This window comes from Streptomyces sp. NPDC045955, assembly GCF_056430805.1.
Map to the genome: position 1 here is coordinate 311,143 of NZ_JBWKKY010000003.1, position 19,423 is coordinate 330,565.

The window sequence follows — 19,423 nt, forward strand, 5'->3', positions numbered from 1 at the left end:
CTCCACGGGGACGTGGTCGGGGGGCTTCACTCGAAAGCCCGGCCTCTTCGAACATAACTCCGCCCCGGCCGGGCGGTGCGCCGGCCGGGGCGGAGCGGGTGGGCCGATGGGGCCCGGGGCGTCAGCTCAGGGACGCCAGCGCCTCGTTCCACGTGGCGGACGGGCGCATGACCTCGGCGGCCTTCGCCGGGTCGGGCTGGTAGTAGCCGCCGATGTCGGCCGGCTTGCCCTGGACGGCGGCCAGCTCGTCGACGATCTTCTGCTCGTTGGTGGCGAGCGTCTCGGCGATCGGCGCGAACGCCTTCGCCAGGTCCGCGTCGTCGGTCTGCCGGGCCAGCTCCTGCGCCCAGTACAGGGACAGGTAGAAGTGGCTGCCGCGGTTGTCGATGCCGCCGACGCGGCGGGTCGGTGACTTGTCCTCGTTGAGGAAGGTCGCCGTGGCGCGGTCGAGGGCGTCGGCGAGGATCTGGGCGCGGGCGTTGCCCGTCACCTTGGCGAACTGCTCGAGGGACGGCACCAGGGCGAAGAACTCACCCAGGGAGTCCCAGCGCAGGTAGTTCTCCTTGACCAGCTGCTGCACGTGCTTCGGCGCCGAGCCGCCCGCACCCGTCTCGAACAGGCCGCCGCCCGCCATCAGCGGGACGACCGACAGCATCTTGGCGCTGGTGCCCAGCTCCAGGATCGGGAACAGGTCGGTCAGGTAGTCGCGCAGCACGTTGCCGGTCACCGAAATGGTGTTCTCGCCGCGGCGGATGCGCTCCACCGACAGCTTCGTGGCCTCGACCGGGTTCAGGATCCGGATGTCCAGGCCCTCGGTGTCGTGCTCCGGCAGGTACGCCTTGACCTTGGCGATCAGGTTGGCGTCGTGCGCGCGGGTCTCGTCCAGCCAGAACACCGCCGGGTCGCCGGTGGCGCGGGCGCGGGTGACGGCCAGCTTCACCCAGTCCCGGATCGGCGCGTCCTTGGTCTGGCAGGCGCGGAAGATGTCACCGGCCGAGACGGTCTGCTCGATGAGCGCGGTGCCGTTCTGGTCGACCAGGCGGACCGTGCCCGTGGTGGCGATCTCGAAGGTCTTGTCGTGGCTGCCGTACTCCTCGGCCTTCTGGGCCATGAGGCCGACGTTCGGCACCGTGCCCATCGTGGACGGGTCGAAGGCGCCGTTGGCCTTGCAGTCCTCGATGACGGCCTGGTAGACGCCCGCGTAGGAGGAGTCCGGGATGACCGCCAGGGCGTCGTGCTCCTGCCCGTCCGGGCCCCACATGTGGCCCGAGCTGCGGATCATGGCCGGCATGGAGGCGTCGATGATGACGTCGGAGGGCACGTGCAGGTTGGTGATGCCCTTGTCGGAGTCGACCATCGCCAGCTCCGGGCCCTCGGTGAGCTCGGCGTCGAAGGAGGCCTTGATCTCGGCGCCTTCCGGCAGGGCGTCCAGGCCCTTGTAGATGCCGCCCAGACCGTCGTTCGGGCTCAGGCCGGCCGCGGCGAGCTTGTCGCCGTACTTCGCGAACGTCTTCGGGAAGAAGACGCGCACCACGTGGCCGAAGACGATCGGGTCGGAGACCTTCATCATCGTCGCCTTCAGGTGCACCGAGAACAGCACGCCCTGGGCCTTGGCCTCGGCGACCTGCGCCGCCAGGAACTCGCGCAGTGCGGCGACTCGCATCACGGAGGCGTCGACGACCTCGCCCTGCTGGACGGGTACGGACTCGCGCAGCACGGTGGTGGTGCCGTCGTCGCCGACGAGCTCGATGCGCAGCGCGCCGTCCTCGGCGATCACCACGGACTTCTCGGTGGAGCGGAAGTCGTTCTGGCCCATGGTCGCCACGCTCGTCTTGGAGTCGGCGGACCAGGCGCCCATGCGGTGCGGGTGGGTCTTGGCGTAGTTCTTGACCGAGACGGGGGCCCGGCGGTCCGAGTTGCCCTCACGCAGGACCGGGTTCACGGCGGAGCCCTTGACCTTGTCGTAGCGGGCGCGGATCTCGCGCTCCTCGTCGGTCTTCGGGTCGTCCGGGTAGTCCGGCAGCGCGTAGCCCTGGCCCTGGAGCTCGGCGACGGCGGCCTTGAGCTGCGGGATCGACGCCGAGATGTTCGGCAGCTTGATGATGTTGGCGGCGGGCGTCTTGGCCAGCTCGCCGAGCTCCGCGAGCGCGTCCGGGATGCGCTGGTCCTCCGTGAGGTACTCCGGGAACAGGGCGATGATGCGCCCGGCCAGCGAGATGTCGCGGGTCTCGACGGCGACACCCGCCTGCGAGGCGTACGCCTGGACCACCGGCAGGAAGGAATACGTCGCCAGGGCCGGGGCCTCGTCAGTGTGCGTATAGATGATGGTCGAGTCAGTCACCGGGTGCTCCGCTCCACGTCTGCAACATTGCTCGACATCAAGATATCTCCTGACCGACCTGGTCTCGACAGGGGTCCACGCCCAGTTTCGCGCCACCGGTCGCCCCGGCGCCCGGGCCGGTGGCGGCGGCGTGGGCTTCTCCGGCCCCTGAGCGCGCCGCCCGGCCGCCTCGCCCGCTCGTCAGCTTCCCGCGAACGCCCGGGCGGGAACGGAAGGGGGCTGCCCACGCCGGCGGCCGGCTCCGGAGCGATCTGTGACCGGTGACCGGCGAGCGGATCGCGTACGCGTACCCGTCCCGCTCGCTCATGACCCCGGGTGGTGCAGGTCACGGTGGCCGACCACCTGCTCAAGAGCGCCGCAGCGGCCCCTGCGAGGCTCAGTCGAACCGGGCCGGGGCGATCTCGTTCGGCTCGATCTCGCCCGTGCGCTGCTGCGGGATGACCACCCCGCCCTGCTGAAGCGCAACCGTGCGGGCCGGAGCGGGGATGCGGATGCCCTCCGCGCGGTAGCGCTTGTGCAGCCGCTTGATGAACTCGTGCTTGATCCGGTACTGGTCGCTGAACTCTCCGACGCCCAGGATCACCGTGAAGCCGATGCGCGAGTCGCCGAAGGTGTGGAACCGGATGATCGGCTCGTGGTCCGGCACGGCCCCCTCGACCTCGGTCATCGTCTCGGCGATGACCTCGTTGGTCACCCGCTCCACGTGCTCCAGGTCGCTGTCGTAGGCCACCCCGACCTGGACCAGGATGGTCAGCTGCTCCTCCGGCCGCATGAAGTTGGTCATGTTCGCCTGGGCCAGCTGCCCGTTGGGGATCACGACGAGGTTGTTGGACAGGTTGCGGATGGTCGTCTGCCGCCAGTTGATGTCCTCGACGTAGCCCTCCTCACCGCTGCTGAGACGGATGTAGTCACCAGGCTGGACGGTCTTGGACGCGAGGATGTGGATGCCCGCGAAGAGGTTGGCGAGAGTGTCCTGGAGCGCCAGCGCGACCGCCAGACCGCCGACGCCCAGGGCGGTGAGCAGCGGGGCTATGGAGATCCCCAGGGTTTGGAGCACCACCAGGAAGCCGATCGCCAGGACCAGGATCCGGGTGATGTTGACGAAGATCGTGGCCGAGCCGGCGACCCCGGAGCGGGACTGGGTGACCGTGCGCACCAGTCCGGCCACCACCCGCGCCGCCGACACCGTCGCCACGAAGATCAGCAGCACGGTGAGCACCTGGTTGGTGGTGTGCTGCACCGTCCGGTTCAGGGGGAGTACCGCAGCGGCGCCCGCCGCGCCGCCCACCACCGCGGCCCATGGCAGCACGGCCCGTAGTGCGTGCACGATGACGTCGTCCCCGCTCCAGCGGGTGCGGTCGGCGTGCCCGCCCAGCCAGCGCAGCAGCATGCGCAGTGCGAAGGCCGCCAGCAGGCCCGACGCCAGGGCGATGCCGGCGAAGACCAGATCGTCCGCGGTGAGCGCCCGGTTCACTTGTCACCTCCGGGAAGAAGAACTGCGGCGAACGCCGTTTCCGGCCGCCGGATGTGAAGTTTCGTCACGTCGTCACCTGTTCGTCCTGCGGGATGTTCCGCCGTGCCGGCCACCCTGACCTGCGGTCGGCACGACCGTTCATCCTGCCGCATTCCGCACGGGGTTTCGTACCGGGGAACGGGCCAAGCCAGGGTGCACCGCGAGGGCACTGCGGGCCTGTCGGGCGGTCAGATCACCTTCAGCCGCACCAGCGCCGCCAGCGTCAGCGCGCCCGGAAGCAGCGGCAGCCAGACCGTGATGACGCGGAAGGCGAGGACCACGGCCGTGGCCACCGCGGCCGGGCCGCCCGCCGCCACCAGCGCCATGACCAGCGCCGCCTCCACCGAGCCGATCCCGCCCGGTGTGGGCACCAGCGCGACGGCGACCGTCGCCGCCAGGTAGGCCACCGCCATGTGCGCGGGCGGTACGTCCAGTCCCATCGCCCGGCCCACCAGCACCAGGACGGTCGCCTGCAACGCGGGGAACGCGAAGGATCCGCCCCACAGGGCGAAGGCCCGGGCCGGACGGGTGTGCACGGAGCGGGCCTCGCCCAGCGCCGTCCGCAGGAAGGACAGCACGGCCGAGCGCACCCTCCGCACCAGGGTCAGCGCGGCCACCGCGATGACGAACACCACACCGGCACCGGCCAGTAGCGGGCCGAACGCCGTCTCCGGAACCAGGGCGCCGAGCCGCAGCGCGTCGGGGAACGCGACGAGCAGGGCACCCAGCAGGGCCACCCGGCCGATGCTCTCCGCCAGCAGATACAGCGCGAGAGCCGCCGACGAACGGGCGAGCGGCAGCCCGCACACCGTCATGAACCGCAGGTTGACCGCGCTCGCGCCCAGCCCGGTCGGCAGCAGGTGGTTGGCGGCGCCGGCCGCGAACTGCGTGGCCAGCAGCCGCCGTCGGGGCAGCCGCTCGACGACCGCACCCTGCCGGGTGCAGGCGGCGGCGACCCAGGTCAGGCAGGTCGCGCCGACCGCGGCCAGCAGCCACGGCCACTCGGCGTCGCCCAGATGCGCGAAGCCCTCGGCGAGCACCGACCGGTGCCGCACGGCGACCACGGTGACCAGCAGGAGCGGAAGCAGACACAGGATCTGGCGCAGGCGGCGGACCGGGACACGGGGGAGCCGTCCCGGGCGGAGTTCGGGGAGTTGTACCGCTGTCACGTCCGCAGAGGCTTCCCAGGCCCCGCCAACGGCGGGTTGCGGACGTGCGGACGGCGTCTTACGGACGGGGAGCGGCTGGGAGGAGAGCGTCATCGGGGCCTTTGCGGGGGGAACGGGGAGACGGGGCCGGGGAGTCGGGCAGCGGGAAGAGAGGGATCGTGCCGATTGTGCGGGATGTCGGGGCGATGTGCGAGCGCCTTGACCTCAAGATTGCTTGAGGTTCTACGTTCTCTGCCATGAGTATGGAGACCACAGCGTGGACACAACTGCACAGCGTCATGAACGCCCAGGAGGAGCGCCGCCCCCTCGCCATCGCCACCCTGCGCCGCATCGGAGCGTTCGCCCGCCCGCACCGGCGCCGCATCGCCCTGTTCGTCCTGCTCGGAGTGGGGACCGCCCTGCTCGCCGTGGCGACTCCGGTGCTGGCCGGGAGCGTCGTCGACGCGATCGTCTCGGACGGCACGGAGGGCACCGTCGTACGCCTGTCCCTGCTCATCGCGCTGATCGCGGTGGCGGAGGCGGCGCTCGGCATCCTCGGCCGGAGGCTATCGGCGACGCTCGGCGAGCACCTCATCCTCGATCTGCGGACCGCCGTCTTCGACCATGTGCAGCGCATGCCCGTGGCGTTCTTCACACGCACTCGTACGGGCGCCCTGGTCTCCCGACTCAACAACGACGTCATCGGCGCCCAGCGCGCGTTCAGCAACACCCTGTCCGGAGTGGTCAGCAACCTCGTCACGCTGCTGCTCACCCTGGCCGTGATGCTCACGCTGTCCTGGCAGGTCACCCTGCTCGCGCTGGTGCTGCTGCCGGTGTTCGTGATCCCGGCCCGCCGCATGGGCAGCCGGATGGCCCGTATGCAGCGGGAGGCCGCGACGCTCAACGCGGCCATGGGCACCCGCATGACCGAGCGCTTCTCCGCGCCCGGCGCCACCCTGGTCAAGCTCTTCGGACGCCCCGAGGAGGAGTCGGCGGAGTTCGCCGAACGCGCCCGCCGGGTCGCGGACATCGGCGTCCGGACAGCGACCGCCCAGGCCGCGTTCATCACCGCCCTCACCCTGGTCTCCGCGCTCGCCCTGGCTCTGGTCTACGGCCTCGGCGGCGCCCTCGCCCTGCGCGGCACGCTGGAGCCCGGAGCGGTCGTGTCGCTGGCACTGCTCCTCACCCGGCTGTACGCGCCGCTCACCGCGCTCGCCGGGGCGCGGGTCGAGGTGATGAGCGCCCTCGTCAGCTTCGAGCGGGTCTTCGAGGTGCTCGACCTGAAGCCGCTCATCGAGGAGAAGCCGGACGCGCGCCGGGTGCCCGACGGGCCCGTCGCGGTCGAGTTCGACCACGTCCGCTTCGGCTACCCCGCCGCCGACAAGGTCTCCCTGGCCTCCCTGGAGGAGGTCGCCACGCTCGACAGGCGGGGCGGTGACGAGGTCCTGCACGGCATCTCCTTCCGCGCCGAACCGGGGCAGACCGTGGCGCTCGTCGGCTCCTCCGGCGCGGGCAAGTCGACCGTCGCGCAACTGCTGCCGCGCCTGTACGACGTCGACGACGGCGCCGTACGCGTCGGCGGCGTCGACGTCCGCGACCTGAGCGCCCGTTCCCTGCGGGAGACCCTCGGCATGGTCACCCAGGACGGGCACCTCTTCCACGACACCGTCCGCGCCAACCTCCTCCTGGCCCGCCCCACGGCCACGGAGAGCGACCTGTGGGACGCCCTGCGCCGCGCCCGCCTCGACGACCTCGTACGGTCGCTGCCCGACGGTCTCGACACGGTGGTCGGCGAACGCGGCTACCGGCTCTCCGGCGGCGAGCGCCAGCGCATGACCATCGCCCGGCTGCTGCTGGCCCGTCAGCGCGTCGTCATCCTCGACGAGGCCACCGCCCACCTCGACAACACCTCCGAGGCCGCCGTCCAGGAGGCACTCGCCGAAGCCCTCGAAGGCAGGACGGCGGTCGTGATCGCCCACCGGCTCTCCACGGTCCGCACGGCCGACCAGATCCTGGTGGTCGAGGCCGGCCGGATCGTGGAACGCGGCACGCACGAGGAACTCCTGGCGGCCGGGGAGCGGTACGCGCAGCTGTACCGGACCCAGTTCGGCGGGACGGAGAGCACGGTCGCGGACGGGGCCGCCGCGTAACGCGCCCGACCTCGGTGAACGGCGCCGGGCGCCCTTTCGTACCCCTGACGAGTACTCCTGCCCGCCCACGAGGGCGGGACGGTCCGCATCCGGAGAGACGACGTGTCCCAGCAGCAACCGCACGCACGATCCAGCCGCCGGCCCCGTTCCCGCACCCTGCGGCTGCGCGCCGCCGCGCCGGCCGCCGCGCTGGTGATGCTCCCCCTGGTCACCGCCTGCGGCGGCGGTGACGACGACAAGCCCGCCGCCGGTGGCAGGACGGCACCCCCGAGCGGGTCCGCCGCTCCCGCCGCCGGCGTGGTCGCGCCGGCGAAGGTGGAGGTGATCGCCGGCCTGACCGGCTGCAAGGTGAAGATCCGCACCGAGGCGGAGGAACTGCGCGAGGGCGTCTGCCACACCGAGAAGGGCGACTACCTCATCACCACCTTCCCCCAGGAGAAGCTCAAGGAGACCTGGCTGGAGGCGGCCCGGGTGTACGGGGGCACCTACCTCGTCGGCATGCGCTGGGTGGTCAGCGCCAAGCCGGAGATGCTGGAGCCCCTCCGCGCGAAACTCGGCGGCACGGTCAGGGAGTTGCGGGGCATCGGCCCGAGCGCGAGCACCTCCTGACGTCACCGCCGCCCGGGCCGGAACCAGCCGCCGGCCCGGGCCGCGGTCCGGGACGTCTCCTGGCACCTCACTTCCGGTTTCGCCTGGCCGGGGTCATGATTGTGCGACTCGGCACATGAGCCGCCCCACCTGTGTCGGCATCGAAGTGAGTTCATTGTGGTCGCCACCTTTCGTCGCCATTCGCTCGCGGGCGAGATGCTGGTGCTCCAGCTCGCCATCGTCGTGATGGTGCTGCTGGCGGTCGCCGCGGTCTCGCTCGCCCAGTCGCAGGCCACCTTCGACCGGGTCGAGGGACGCCGGGTGAGCGCACTGGCCGAACAGCTGGCCGCCAACCCCCTGGTGCGCAGCCAGCTGGCGCGTCCCGCGCCCGGGGAGACGCTCGCCCCGCTGGTGCACGCCACGCAGGCGCAGTCCTCAGTGACCTCGGTGACGGTGGCCGACGCCTCGCGCCGGATCGTCAGCTCCACGAACCCCACGGTGGTCGGCGAGCGGCTGCCCGCCGAGCCGGGCGCCGACCGGGCGCGAGGCTGGTCGGGGCAGCTGACGCTGGACGGCAGCCGCGAACTGGCCGCCCAGGTCCCCGTCCTCGGGGCGACGGAGGAGAACCTCGGCCGGATCCTCGGCACGGTGATGATCGGCGAGGCCGACCCGACCGTCTGGCAGCGGCTCAGCGGTGCCTCCTCGTATCTGCTCGCCTATCTGGGTATCGCCAGCGGGCTCGGTGTGGCCGGCTCCTGGCTGCTCGCGCGGCGGGTGAAGCGGCAGACCCTCGGGCTGGAGCCGGGGGAGATCGCGGGACTCGCCGAGCACCGGGAGGCGATGCTGTACGGGATCGCCGAGGGCGTCGTCGCCCTGGACCCGCAGCACCGGCTCACCCTCGTCAACGACATGGGCCGGCGCCTGCTCGACCTGCCCGAGGACTGCGTCGGCCAGAGCCTGGACGGTCTGGGCATCGACGGACGGCTGCGCGATGTGCTGGCCGGCACCGCCGCGGGCCAGGGGGACGAGGTCGTCGTCCGCCACGGCCGGGTCCTGGTGATGAACCGGATGACCGTCACCAAGGACGGCCGGCTCCTGGGCTCGGTCACCACCCTGCGCGACCGCACCGAACTGGCCCGCCTGGAGCGGGAGATCGGCTCCTTCCGCAGCTCCTCGGAGCTCCTGCGAGCGCAGGCGCACGAGTTCGCCAACCAACTGCACACCATCTCCGGGCTGATCCAGATCGGCGAGCAGGACGAAGTCGTGCGCTACATCCGCGCGTTGAACCAGCGCCGCCAGTCGCTGGACGTCACCCTCAGCCGCCGCGTCCGCGACACGGCCGTGGCAGCGCTGCTGATGGCGAAGTCGTCCCTCGCGGCCGAACGGAAGGTCAGCCTGCGCATCTCGGACGACAGCGCGCTGGAGCGGCTGGCCCCGGAGGACGCCGCCGACGTGGCGACCGTCGTGGGAAACCTCGTGGACAACGCCGTCGACGCCGCGGCGCACGCCGGGGAACGATGGGTCGAGGTGGCGCTGCGCCAGGACGCCTCCAGTGTGGAGATCGCGGTCCGCGACTCGGGGCCGGGCGTGGCTCCCGAACTGGCCCGCGAGGTGTTCTCCCACGGCTTCACCACCAAGGCCGCGCGGGAGGGCGAGCGCGGCATCGGACTGGCCCTGACCAAGCTGGTCTGTGAACGGCACGGGGGAGAGATCTCGGTGGCCAACACCCCCGACGGGGCCGTGTTCACCGCACGCATGACCGTCAGCCACCTCCCCGAAGCGGTGGCGGAAGGAGCGGCCCCATGACCGGACCAGGCGACATGACCAGACCGGGCGACATGACCAGAACAAGCAACATGACCAGATCAGGCGACACGGACGGATCGGGCGACACGACCGGAACACGCCCCAAGGCGGGCACGATCGACGTCCTCGTGGTCGACGACGACTTCATGGTGGCCCGGGTCCACCGCGCGTACGTCGAACGCGTCGAGCCATTCCGGGTCGTCGGCGTGGCGTACACCGGCGGACAGGCGATCGAGGCCGTGGAGGAACTGCGCCCCGACCTCGTCCTGCTCGACCTGTATCTCCCCGACCTCTTCGGCCTGGACGTCATCCCCCGGTTGCGCACCGCCGGCCACGACTGCGACGTCATGGTCATCAGCGCCGCGCAGGAGACCGACACGGTCCGGGGCGCCGTCCGGCAGGGAGTCGTCGACTACCTCCTGAAACCCTTCGACTTCGATGATCTGCGTCCCCGCCTGGAGCGCTACGCCGCCCAACGGGGCCGGCTGCTCATGGCGGTGGTGCGAGGCCAGGCCGACATCGACCGGGTGCTGGCCGGAGCCGGCGTCCCCGCACCTGCCCCCGCGCTGCCCAAGGGCATGAGCGTGGAGACCGCCGAGCTCGTCGAGCGGGCCCTGCGCGAGGCGGACGGCACCCTGTCCGCCTCCGAGTGCGCCGCGCTGACCGGCGTGTCCCGGGTGAGCGCCCGCCGCTACCTGGAGTACTTCCACGGCACCGGCAGCGCGGAGGTGTCCCTGCGCTACGGCGTCGCCGGCCGGCCCGAACGGCGGTACGCCTGGCGGGCGTGAGCCCCCAGGCTACGGCGGGCCGTCGGTCCTGGGCGTCGGGACGCCCGGCTTCCCGGGCGTGTCCTCGGCGATCCGCACGGTGTACAGGCCGGGGCTCTGGTCATGCCACCGCCCGGGTTCCGGTTCGAGGGCCGTCGCGACGGTCAGGGGGAGCACCACGGCCCCGGTGAGGGCCAGGACCCAGCCGAGGACGGGGCTCAGGAACGCGGCGGCGGTCCGGTGGTACGTGTCGTGGTAGGCCAACTGTCGTCCCGGTGGTTCGACTCGACGTCATGTACTGCCCCCATGGGACTCACTGTCGCAGCCGCCGCCCGCCCACGGAATCTTGAAAGTTGAAGTCTCACGCGTTGCACAGAAATTTCACAGTGGACTCAGGGCCGGCTGGTCAAGTAGCCGCCCATGGTGGTGAAGTACTCGGTCGCGGGCAGCTCCCGGCCGTCCTCGGTCCGGACCCGCGTGATGGCCAGGCCGTGGTTGCGGCCGGTGCGGGCGTCGGCTCCGGCGACGATCACCACGCCCTCGCCCTCGCGGTAGAAGACGCGGCCGGGTGTGCCGCCGTACCGGCCCTCGGAGACGACGGCGGCCAGCACCTCCAGCCGCTTGCCCTTGTGGAAGGTGAAGGCGCTGGGGTACGGCTCGGACTGCGCGCGGACCAGCCGCTCCAGGTCCTCGGCCGGCCAGGTCCAGTCGATGCGGCTGTCCTCGATGGACCGCTTGTGGAAGAAGCTGGCCTGGGAACGGTCCTGCTTGGTGAACTCCGTCTGCCCCGAGGCGATGAGGCCGAGCGCGCCGATGGTGACCGGGGCGATGAGGTCGACGGTCTTGTGGAACAGGTCGGTCGCCGTGTCGGCCGGCCCGACTGCCACCGCCTCCTGACGCACGATGTCGCCGGCGTCGAGTTCGTCGTTCATCATGTGCGCGGTGACGCCCACTTCGGGCTCGCCGTTGATCAGCGCCCAGATCAGCGGCGAGAAGCCGGCGTACTTCGGCAGCAGCGAGTCGTGCACGTTCAGCGTGCCGTGGCGCGGCAGGTCGAAGATGCGCGGCGGAATCCACGTACGCCAGTTGTTGGCCACGATGATGTCCGGGTCGGCCTCCTTGAGGCGCTCGAACAGCTCGTCGTCGTCAGGGCGGTTGCGGATCACGACCGGTACGCCGTTCTCCTCGGCGAGGTCGGCGACCGAGTCGCTCCAGATCTTCTCGTAGGCGTGCTCGCTCTTGGGGTGCGTCACGACCAGGACCACGTCGTGCTCGGAGTCCAGGAGGGCTTGGAGGGTGCGGTGGCCCCAGGTCTGGTAACCGAACATGACGACCCGCATGGGGTTCCTCCTCGAGGCAGGGAATAGCCGAGGTCAGTAAAGCAAGGCTTACCTAAGTGGTCAACGGGGCCGTTTTTCAGGCGTGTTGGTGATCGGGCGCTCGCCGCGTGTCCGTTTTGTCTATGGACAGCCCCAGGGGATGAACTTAGCCTTACCTAAGTTTTGGGTGGTGCCTCTTTCGGCCTGCCCGACTTCGTACGATGGGAGTGACATGGCACAGGCTCGTCCTGGCGACGCCCCTTTGATCCACGACCTCATTGGCATCGGCTTCGGGCCGTCCAACGTGGCCATGGCGATCGCGCTCAGCGAGCACAACGCGCGCGCCGGTGGGGAAGAGGCGGTCTCCGCTCACTTCTTCGAGCAACAGCCGCGCTTCGGCTGGCACCGGGGCATGCTCATCGACGACGCGACCATGCAGGTGTCCTTCCTCAAGGACCTGGTGACGCTCCGGAACCCGGCCAGCGAGTACAGCTTCCTGTGCTACCTCAAGAGCAGGGGACGGCTGATCGACTTCATCAACCACAAGAACCTCTTCCCGCTGCGGGTGGAGTTCCACGACTACTTCGAGTGGGCAGCGGCCCAGGTCGACGACATGGTCTCCTACGGCCACGAGGTCGTCGGCGTCATGCCCGTCCTGCGCGACGGTGCCGTGGAGTACCTGGATGTGACGGTCCGTTCGGGGGAGGGCCTGGAGGTCCACCGGGCCCGCAACCTCGTCCTCGGCACCGGCCTGCGTCCCCTCATGCCGGAGGGCGTGGAGCGCAGCGACCGCGTCTGGCACAACTCCGAACTGCTGGGCCGGGTCGACGCGTTGGAGGGCACCTCGCCGTCCCGGTTCGTCGTCGTGGGCGCGGGTCAGAGTGCCGCCGAGAACGTCGCCTACCTGCACCGGCGCTTCCCCGAGGCCGAGGTCTGCGCCGTCTTCTCCCGCTACGGCTACAGCCCCGCCGACGACAGCGCCTTCGCCAACCGGATCTTCGACCCCGAGGCCGTCGACGAGTTCTTCGCGGCGCCGAAGGACGTCAAACGCCGGCTGATGAACTACCACGGCAACACCAACTACTCCGTGGTGGACATCGACCTGATCGACGATCTGTACCGGCAGATGTACCAGGAGAAGGTCCTCGGCACCGAGCGCCTGCGCTTCCTCAACGTCTCCAGGCTCACCGGTGTCAAGGAGACGCCGGACAAGGTCACCGCCGCCGTCACGTCCCTCGTCACCGGCGAGGAGACCTCCCTGGAGGCCGACGTCGTGGTCTTCGCCACCGGCTACAGCCCCGCCGACCCCGTCGGTCTGCTCGGCGAGGTGGCCGACCGCTGCCTGCGTGACGACGAGGGCAGGGTCCGCGTCGAGCGCGACTACCGCATCGCGACGGAGCCGGACCTGCACTGCGGCATCTACCTCCAGGGCGGCACCGAGCACACGCACGGCATCACCTCGTCCTTGCTCTCCAACACCGCCGTCAGGGTCGGCGAGATCCTCGACTCGCTCCTCGGCCGGGGCCGCAAGCCCGTGTCCGACGCGGCCCGGACGGTCGCCGACGGAACGGGCAGCACGGCGCGTTAGCTCCGCTGGTGAGGCCGCATTGCGTGTGCGGGCCGAATGTGGCTGGGCGCGCCGTTCCCCGCGCCCCTTGGGGCGCTGCCGTTCTCGCTGATCAAAGGGATAACGTACGTCGACATGGGCACGATCGCAGTGGAGCGCCCCGCGTCCGAGGTCGCAACTCGGGCCCGTCGGCGGCGAGTTGTGGGACTCGGCGCGCTGGCGCTGGTCCTCGTGGCCGTGGGGGCGGTGTCGTTGGCCGTCGGGGCGCGCGCGCTGAGCCCCGGCGAGGTGTGGCACGCGCTGTTCGCGCGGCCGGAGTCCGACCAGCGGCTCACCGAGATCAGGCTCATCGTCGAGACCGTGCGGGTGCCCCGGACGGTGCTCGCGATCGTGGCGGGCGTCGCCCTCGGGGTCGGCGGGGCACTGATCCAGGGGTACACGCGCAACCCGATCGCCGACACCGGCCTCCTGGGCGTGAACTCCGGCGCCTCGTTCGCCGTCGTGACGGTGATCGCCGTGTTCGGGCTCTCCGATCCGTTCCAGTACATCTGGTTCGCGTTCCTGGGGGCGGCCGTCGCCGGCGTCGTGGTGTTCGGCCTTGCGAGCATCGGCCGGGGCGCCGGGAACCCACTGACGCTCGCCCTGGCCGGGCAGGGAGTCACGGTGTTCCTCGCGGCGATGACCACGGCGATCGCCCTGTCGGACCAGAAGTCGCTGAACGCGCTGCGGTTCTGGAACGCGGGCTCCGTGGCCGGCGTGGGATTCGGCGTCATCTGGCCGGTGACCGGGTTCATCGCGGCCGGACTGGTGCTGGCCCTGATCACGCTGCCCGCCCTCAACCTGCTCAACCTGGGTGACGACGTGGCGCGCGGGCTCGGGGTGAACATCGCACTGAGCCGGACCATCGGCATCACCGCCATCACCCTGCTGGCGGGCGCCGCGACGGCCGCCTGCGGGCCCATCGCGTTCCTCGGGCTCATGGTGGCCCACGTGGCCCGGTACCTGACCGGGCCCGACTACCGCTGGCTGGTGCCGTACGCGGGACTGCTCGGCGCCGTCGTCCTGTTGGTCTGCGACATCGTGGGCCGCCTGGTGGTGCGGCCGAGCGAGCTGGACGCGGGGGTCGTCGTCGCTCTGCTGGGCGCCCCGTTCTTCGCGGCTCTGGTGTGGCGCGGAAAGTTCAAGAGCGCATGAACAGGACAGGTGTGGAGCCGCGCACGAACGGGACAGACGTGAAGCCGTCGGTGACGCCGGGCGTGCGGCTCGGCCGGGTGTCGTTCGTGTGGCGGCCGTGGATCGTGTGCGTCTCGCTGCTGCTCGCGGCGGCGACGTTCCTGGTGTTCTGTCTGTCCATCGGCGTCGGGGACTTCCCCATCGGACTGCCCCAGGTGATCGCCACGCTCCTCGGCCGGGGCGAGCGGGTCGACGAGTTCGTGATCATGGACCTGCGGATGCCGCGGGCCCTGGCCGGGCTCGTCGTGGGCATCGCGCTGGGGGTGTCCGGAGCACTCACGCAGTCCATCGCCCGCAACCCGCTGGCCAGTCCGGACGTCCTGGGGATCACGAACGGCGCCAGCGCGGTCGCGGTGTTCCTGGTGACGGTGTCGGGCGGGACGGCCGCGGCGGTCGTCAACTCCGTGGGCCTGTCGGCGGCGGCGCTCATGGGCGGTCTCGGCACCGGCCTGCTGGTGTACTTCCTCGCCTGGCGGCGCGGCATCGACGGCCTGCGGCTCATCCTCATCGGCATCTCGGTGAGCGCCGTGATGGAGGCCCTCACGACCTGGCTGCTCGTCACGGCCGACATCAGGGACGTGGCCCAGGCTCAGGCATGGCTGGTGGGCTCGCTGGACGACCGGTCGTGGGGCGAGGTCCAGGTGGCCCTCTGGGGCACGCTCGTCCTCCTGGTCGTCGTGGCGGGCGCCGCTTTCCAGTTCAAGCCGATGCACCTCGGTGACGACGTCGCCGCCGGCCTGGGCGTCCGTTACTCGGCCGTGCGGGCGGTCCTCCTGCTGTGCGCCGTGCTGCTGGCCGGCGTGGCGGTGAGCGCGGCGGGCCCGGTCCCGTTCGTGGCGCTGGTGGCCCCGCAGGTGGCGATGCGTCTGGCACGCTGCCCGACGCCGCCCATGGTGGCCTCCGCGCTGGTCGGCGGGCTGCTGCTGACCGGCTCGGACCTGGTCGCCCGCACGGCACTGCCCGTCAGTCTCCCGGTCGGCGTGGTCACCGCGGCGATCGGCGGCCCCTTCCTCGTCTATCTGCTGGTACGGGCGAACCGGCGATAGCTGATACAAAGTCAGGCGAGCCTAAGTAAGGGGGCCTTGTGGTCACTCAGTCCGTCACCGGGGTCGAGTCGAAGTCCGATCAAGCCTCACGGCTGGCAGCCAGGGGCGTCACGGTCGGCTACGGCGCCCGGACCGTCATCGACGATCTCGACGTGGCGATACCCCCCGCCGTGATCACCACCATCATCGGCCCCAACGGCTGTGGAAAATCGACCCTGTTGCGCACCCTGTCCCGGCTGCTCAAACCGTCCAGGGGGACGGTCGTGCTGGACGGCGACGACATCGCCCGGCTCCGGACCAGGGACGTGGCGAGGAAACTCGGCCTGCTCCCGCAGGCGCCGGTCGCGCCCGAGGGATTGACGGTGGCCGACCTGGTCGCCAGGGGCCGCCATCCGCACCAGAGCTGGCTGCGGCAGTGGTCCTCGGACGACGCCGACGTCGTGGAGCGCGCGCTGGCCATGACTGGCGTCTCCGACCTGGCCGACCGTCCGGTCGACGCGCTGTCGGGCGGACAGCGGCAGCGCGTCTGGATCTCGATGACCCTGGCCCAGGGCACCGATCTGCTCCTGCTGGACGAGCCGACCACCTACCTCGACCTGGCGCACGCGATGGACGTGCTCGATCTGGTCGACGATCTGCACGAGTCGGGCTGCACCGTGGTGATGGTGCTGCACGACCTCAATCTGGCCGCGCGCTACAGCGACAACCTCATCGTGATGCGGGCGGGGTCGATCCTGGCGCAGGGGCATCCCCGTGACGTGCTGACCGCCGAGCTGCTGCAGGAGGCGTTCGGACTGCACGCCAAGATCATCGACGACCCGGTGGGGGACCGGCCGCTCATCGTCCCGATCGGTCGCACGCATGTCCAACTCGACTAGCCCGCCAGAAAGTTATGCAAGTAAGGCTAGGCTTACCTTACCGCCTTGCGGTACGGTTTGCCTGCCCTTACCCGGGGGCGTACTGGACAGTGCGGAAAAGCAAGGGGATTGACGGATGCTCCTCCACAGAACGACGCACAGGAAGCCATGGCGGCGGGTCGCGGCACTGCTCTCCGTCGCCACGCTCGGCGTCGGCCTCCTCACGGGGTGCGGTTCCGAATCGGACTCGGCGGACAAGGGCAACGACACCACCTCGACCGCCGCGGCCGGCGCCTTCCCGGTCACCGTGGAGCACGCGTTCGGCACCACGAAGGTCACCGAGGCCCCGAAGCGGGTCGTCACGGTCGGCTACACCGACGACCAGAGCGTCCTGGCGTTCGGCATCAAGCCGGTCGGCATGACCGACCAGTACCCGAACCCGGCGGGCAAGAGCCCCGACATCAACACCCAGTGGCCCTGGGTGAAGGACAAGTGGGGCGACACCAAGCCCGAGGTCATCATGAAGAACGGTGACACCGGCCCCAACTACGAGAAGATCGCCGCCCTGCGCCCCGACCTGATCATCGCGGTCTACTCCGAGATCGACCAGGCCGGCTACGACAAGCTCTCCAGGATCGCGCCGACGGTGGCCCGCACCAAGGCCGAGAAGGAGCCGTTCAGCGCCCCCTGGCAGGACAACGCCCTGCACATCGCCAAGGCACTCGGCAAGGCCGAGGAGGGCGAGAAGATGGTGCGGGACATCCAGGGCAAGCTGGACACGGCCAAGAAGGCGCACCCCGAGTTCGCGAAGCAGAAGGCCGTCGTACTGTCCTGGTACGAGAACTCGGTGGCGCCGTTCACCTCCACCGATGTGCGCGGCCGGCTCGTGACGGGCATCGGCTTCCAGTACCAGACCGAGATCGACAAGGTCGCCGACGGCAGCTTCTACACCAAGCTCTCGCCCGAACGCGTCGACCTGGTCGACGTCGACCGCGTCTTCGTCATCAACGACAAGGCCGACACGGCGGCCCTGAAGAAGTTCAAGCTGTTCGCCAACCTGGACGCCGTGAAGAAGGGCGAGGTGTCCTACCTGCTGGACAGCGAAGGCCCGGCAGTCGGCGCCGCCATCTCCCAGGGCACCCTGCTGTCCATGCCGTACGCCGTCGACGAGCTCGTGAAGTCGGTGGCCGAGTAGCGATGCCGGTCACCCTGTCCTGTCCCCTGCCCGCCCGGGTCGCGGTGTGAGCGCGACCGCCACCCGCCCCGCCCCGGCAGCCCTGCACACGGCGACCGGGCGCGAGGCCTCCCGATGGGTCGCGGCGCACTGCCGCGAGGTGCCCTGGCTGTCGGCGGCCACCGTGCTCACCACGGTGGCCGGCGCGGCGCTCCAGGTGCTGCCGGTCCTGCTGCTCGGCCGGGTGGTCGACGGCGTGGTCGAGGGCGAGTCGCGCTCGGTCCTGGTCACCATCGGGGTCCTGATCGGGGCCGCCGCGCTGCTCGGCGCGGCGGCCACCGCGGTGTCGACGTACCTGATCGGCCGGCTGGGCGCCGACCTGCTCGCGCGACTTCGGGAAGGGGCCGTCCGGGCGGTGCTGGGGATGCCGAGCGCCCGCATCGAACAGGTCGGCCGGGGAGACGTGCTCTCCAGGGTCGGCGATGACGTCGCCGTCATCTCCAAGGGCATCCGAACGGCCATCCCCACGGTGTTCTCGGCCGGAGTGCTGGTCGCCATCGCCACGTTCGGCATGTTCGGGCTGGACTGGCGGCTCGGACTGGCGGGCGCCGGCGCCCTGCCCGCGTACGCGCTGGCCTTGCGCTGGTACCTCCCCCGCTCAGCGCCGCTCTACCGCAAACAGCGGGTGGCCCAGGCCGACCGTGCGCAGGCGTTGATCAGCGGTCTGAACGGGATCGACACGGTCCGTGCGTACCGGCTGGAGGGCGCCTTCCGTGAGAAGGTCACCAGCGAGTCCTGGCGGGTGCGGGATCTCGGTATCGAGGTGTTCCGGTTCTTCGGCCGGTTCGTCGGCCGGGAGAACCGCGCCGAGTTCATCGGGCTGGTCCTGATCATCGTGGTGGGGTACGCCCTGCTGGAGGCCGACGCCGCCACCCTGGGCGAGGTGTCGGCGGCCCCGCTGCTGTTCCACCGGCTGTTCGGCCCGCTGGGCCTCATCATGTTCACCTTCGACGAGGCGCAGAAGTCGGGCGCGAGCCTGACCCGGCTCGTCGGCGTGCTGGGGGAGGCCGGTGAGGGCCGGCTGGTGGGTGACCCGGCCGTCGCGCCAGCGGACGCCGAGCCGCTTCCGGTGACGGTGCGGGGGCTGACGTTCCGTTACCCCGGTGCCGAGGAACCGGTGCTGAGGGAGGTCGATCTGACGATCCCGGCCGGTGCTTCGCTCGCCCTGGTGGGCGCGACGGGTGCGGGCAAGACGACCCTGGCCGCGCTGATCGCGGGCATCGGGACGCTCGAGGCCGGCTCCGTGCGCATCGGCACGACCGACCTGGCCGGTCTGGACGAGGCCGGGGCGCGGGCCCTGGTCAGCATCCTGACGCAGGAGACGCATGTGTTCTCCGGCCCGCTCGCCGACGACCTGCGGCTGTCCGCGCCCGGGGCGACCGACGCCGAACTGACGGACGCACTGCGCACGGTCGGCGCCGACGCCTGGGTCCAGGCGCTGCCCGGCGGGCTGAACACCACGGTCGGCGAGGGCGGTGAGCGCCTGGACGTCACCAAGATCGCCCAGATCGCCCTGGCCCGGCTGGTGCTGGCCCGCTCGCCCGTGGTGGTGCTCGACGAGTCCACCGCGGAGGCCGGCAGCGAGGGCGCCGCCGAGCTGGAACGCGCGGTCGTGGCGGCCTGCGCGGGCCGGACCACCCTGTTCGTGGCGCACCGGCTGACCCAGGCGATGGCGGCGGACCGGATCGCCGTGCTGGACGCGGGCCGCGTCGTCGAGCAGGGCACACACGACGAGTTGGTGGCTCTGGGCGGCCGGTACGCCCGGCTGTGGCAGGCATGGCGCGAGGGTAGTTAGGCAGGCCCGAGCCGGGCTGGGCTTGATTTCTGGTTTCCTTGAAAGGGTGCTGAGTCTTC

General features: G+C 70.9%; 15 protein-coding genes. 10 read left to right on the forward strand and 5 right to left on the reverse strand.

Translation table 11 applies throughout. The features are described 5' to 3' along the window. Window positions 1-121: 121 nt before the first annotated feature. From AC07F0_RS07820 to AC07F0_RS07830, 3 genes are all read right to left on the reverse strand, one after another. A complete protein-coding gene (locus tag AC07F0_RS07820) occupies window positions 122-2,341 on the reverse strand; it encodes an NADP-dependent isocitrate dehydrogenase (RefSeq protein ID WP_478975613.1) in 2,220 nt (739 codons plus the stop codon). A 376-nt stretch (window positions 2,342-2,717) separates the two neighbouring features. Next, window positions 2,718-3,815 carry a mechanosensitive ion channel family protein gene (locus AC07F0_RS07825; protein ID WP_478975615.1) on the reverse strand — a complete coding sequence of 366 codons (1,098 nt, stop codon included), beginning with the start codon at window positions 3,813-3,815 and terminating at the stop codon, window positions 2,718-2,720. A gap of 227 nt (window positions 3,816-4,042) precedes the next feature. After that, window positions 4,043-5,023, reverse strand: coding sequence for a lysylphosphatidylglycerol synthase transmembrane domain-containing protein (locus tag AC07F0_RS07830; protein ID WP_478975618.1), 981 nt, complete (start codon window positions 5,021-5,023; stop codon window positions 4,043-4,045). Between the two features lie 242 nt (window positions 5,024-5,265). Here AC07F0_RS07830 and AC07F0_RS07835 point away from each other — a divergent pair, with 242 nt between their 5' ends. The 4 genes from AC07F0_RS07835 to AC07F0_RS07850 all read left to right on the forward strand — a co-directional run bounded on the left by AC07F0_RS07835 (window position 5,266) and on the right by AC07F0_RS07850 (window position 10,334). Continuing rightward, a complete protein-coding gene (locus AC07F0_RS07835) occupies window positions 5,266-7,152 on the forward strand; it encodes an ABC transporter ATP-binding protein (protein WP_478976255.1) in 1,887 nt (628 codons plus the stop codon). Window positions 7,153-7,254: 102 nt separating this feature from the next. Next, on the forward strand, window positions 7,255-7,761 hold the full coding sequence (locus AC07F0_RS07840) for a hypothetical protein (protein WP_478975621.1): 507 nt from the start codon (window positions 7,255-7,257) through the stop codon (window positions 7,759-7,761). A gap of 156 nt (window positions 7,762-7,917) precedes the next feature. Beyond that, window positions 7,918-9,546: a sensor histidine kinase gene (locus AC07F0_RS07845; protein WP_478975624.1), complete on the forward strand. Its 1,629-nt coding sequence runs from the start codon at window positions 7,918-7,920 to the stop codon at window positions 9,544-9,546. 50 nt (window positions 9,547-9,596) lie between these two features. Then, a complete protein-coding gene (locus tag AC07F0_RS07850) occupies window positions 9,597-10,334 on the forward strand; it encodes a response regulator (RefSeq protein WP_478976258.1) in 738 nt (245 codons plus the stop codon). Window positions 10,335-10,343: 9 nt separating this feature from the next. On the opposite strand, the gene AC07F0_RS07855 is transcribed toward AC07F0_RS07850, so the two are convergent. Together AC07F0_RS07855 and AC07F0_RS07860 are read right to left on the reverse strand one after the other, a co-directional pair. Further along, a complete protein-coding gene (locus AC07F0_RS07855) occupies window positions 10,344-10,577 on the reverse strand; it encodes a hypothetical protein (protein ID WP_478975627.1) in 234 nt (77 codons plus the stop codon). Between the two features lie 128 nt (window positions 10,578-10,705). After that, window positions 10,706-11,653 (reverse strand): methionyl-tRNA formyltransferase, encoded by a 948-nt coding sequence (locus tag AC07F0_RS07860; protein ID WP_478975630.1) that lies wholly within the window; start codon window positions 11,651-11,653, stop codon window positions 10,706-10,708. Between the two features lie 211 nt (window positions 11,654-11,864). Between AC07F0_RS07860 and AC07F0_RS07865 the strand changes: the two genes are divergently transcribed. The 6 genes from AC07F0_RS07865 to AC07F0_RS07890 all read left to right on the forward strand — a co-directional run bounded on the left by AC07F0_RS07865 (window position 11,865) and on the right by AC07F0_RS07890 (window position 19,364). Further along, complete coding sequence (locus AC07F0_RS07865; RefSeq protein ID WP_478975633.1) at window positions 11,865-13,220, forward strand: lysine N(6)-hydroxylase/L-ornithine N(5)-oxygenase family protein; 1,356 nt, start codon at window positions 11,865-11,867, stop codon at window positions 13,218-13,220. A 114-nt stretch (window positions 13,221-13,334) separates the two neighbouring features. Next, a complete protein-coding gene (locus tag AC07F0_RS07870) occupies window positions 13,335-14,393 on the forward strand; it encodes a FecCD family ABC transporter permease (protein WP_478975636.1) in 1,059 nt (352 codons plus the stop codon). Beyond that, window positions 14,390-15,478: a FecCD family ABC transporter permease gene (locus AC07F0_RS07875; RefSeq protein WP_478975638.1), complete on the forward strand. Its 1,089-nt coding sequence runs from the start codon at window positions 14,390-14,392 to the stop codon at window positions 15,476-15,478. The genes AC07F0_RS07870 and AC07F0_RS07875 overlap by 4 nt, the downstream gene beginning before the upstream one ends. Window positions 15,479-15,516: 38 nt before the next feature. Then, on the forward strand, window positions 15,517-16,356 hold the full coding sequence (locus tag AC07F0_RS07880) for an ABC transporter ATP-binding protein (protein ID WP_478975641.1): 840 nt from the start codon (window positions 15,517-15,519) through the stop codon (window positions 16,354-16,356). A gap of 115 nt (window positions 16,357-16,471) precedes the next feature. Further along, window positions 16,472-17,530, forward strand: a complete 1,059-nt coding sequence (locus AC07F0_RS07885; RefSeq protein WP_478975644.1) for an iron-siderophore ABC transporter substrate-binding protein — start codon at window positions 16,472-16,474, stop codon at window positions 17,528-17,530. Window positions 17,531-17,576: 46 nt separating this feature from the next. Further along, window positions 17,577-19,364, forward strand: a complete 1,788-nt coding sequence (locus AC07F0_RS07890; protein WP_478975647.1) for an ABC transporter ATP-binding protein — start codon at window positions 17,577-17,579, stop codon at window positions 19,362-19,364. The last annotated feature ends 59 nt before the right edge of the window (window positions 19,365-19,423 follow it).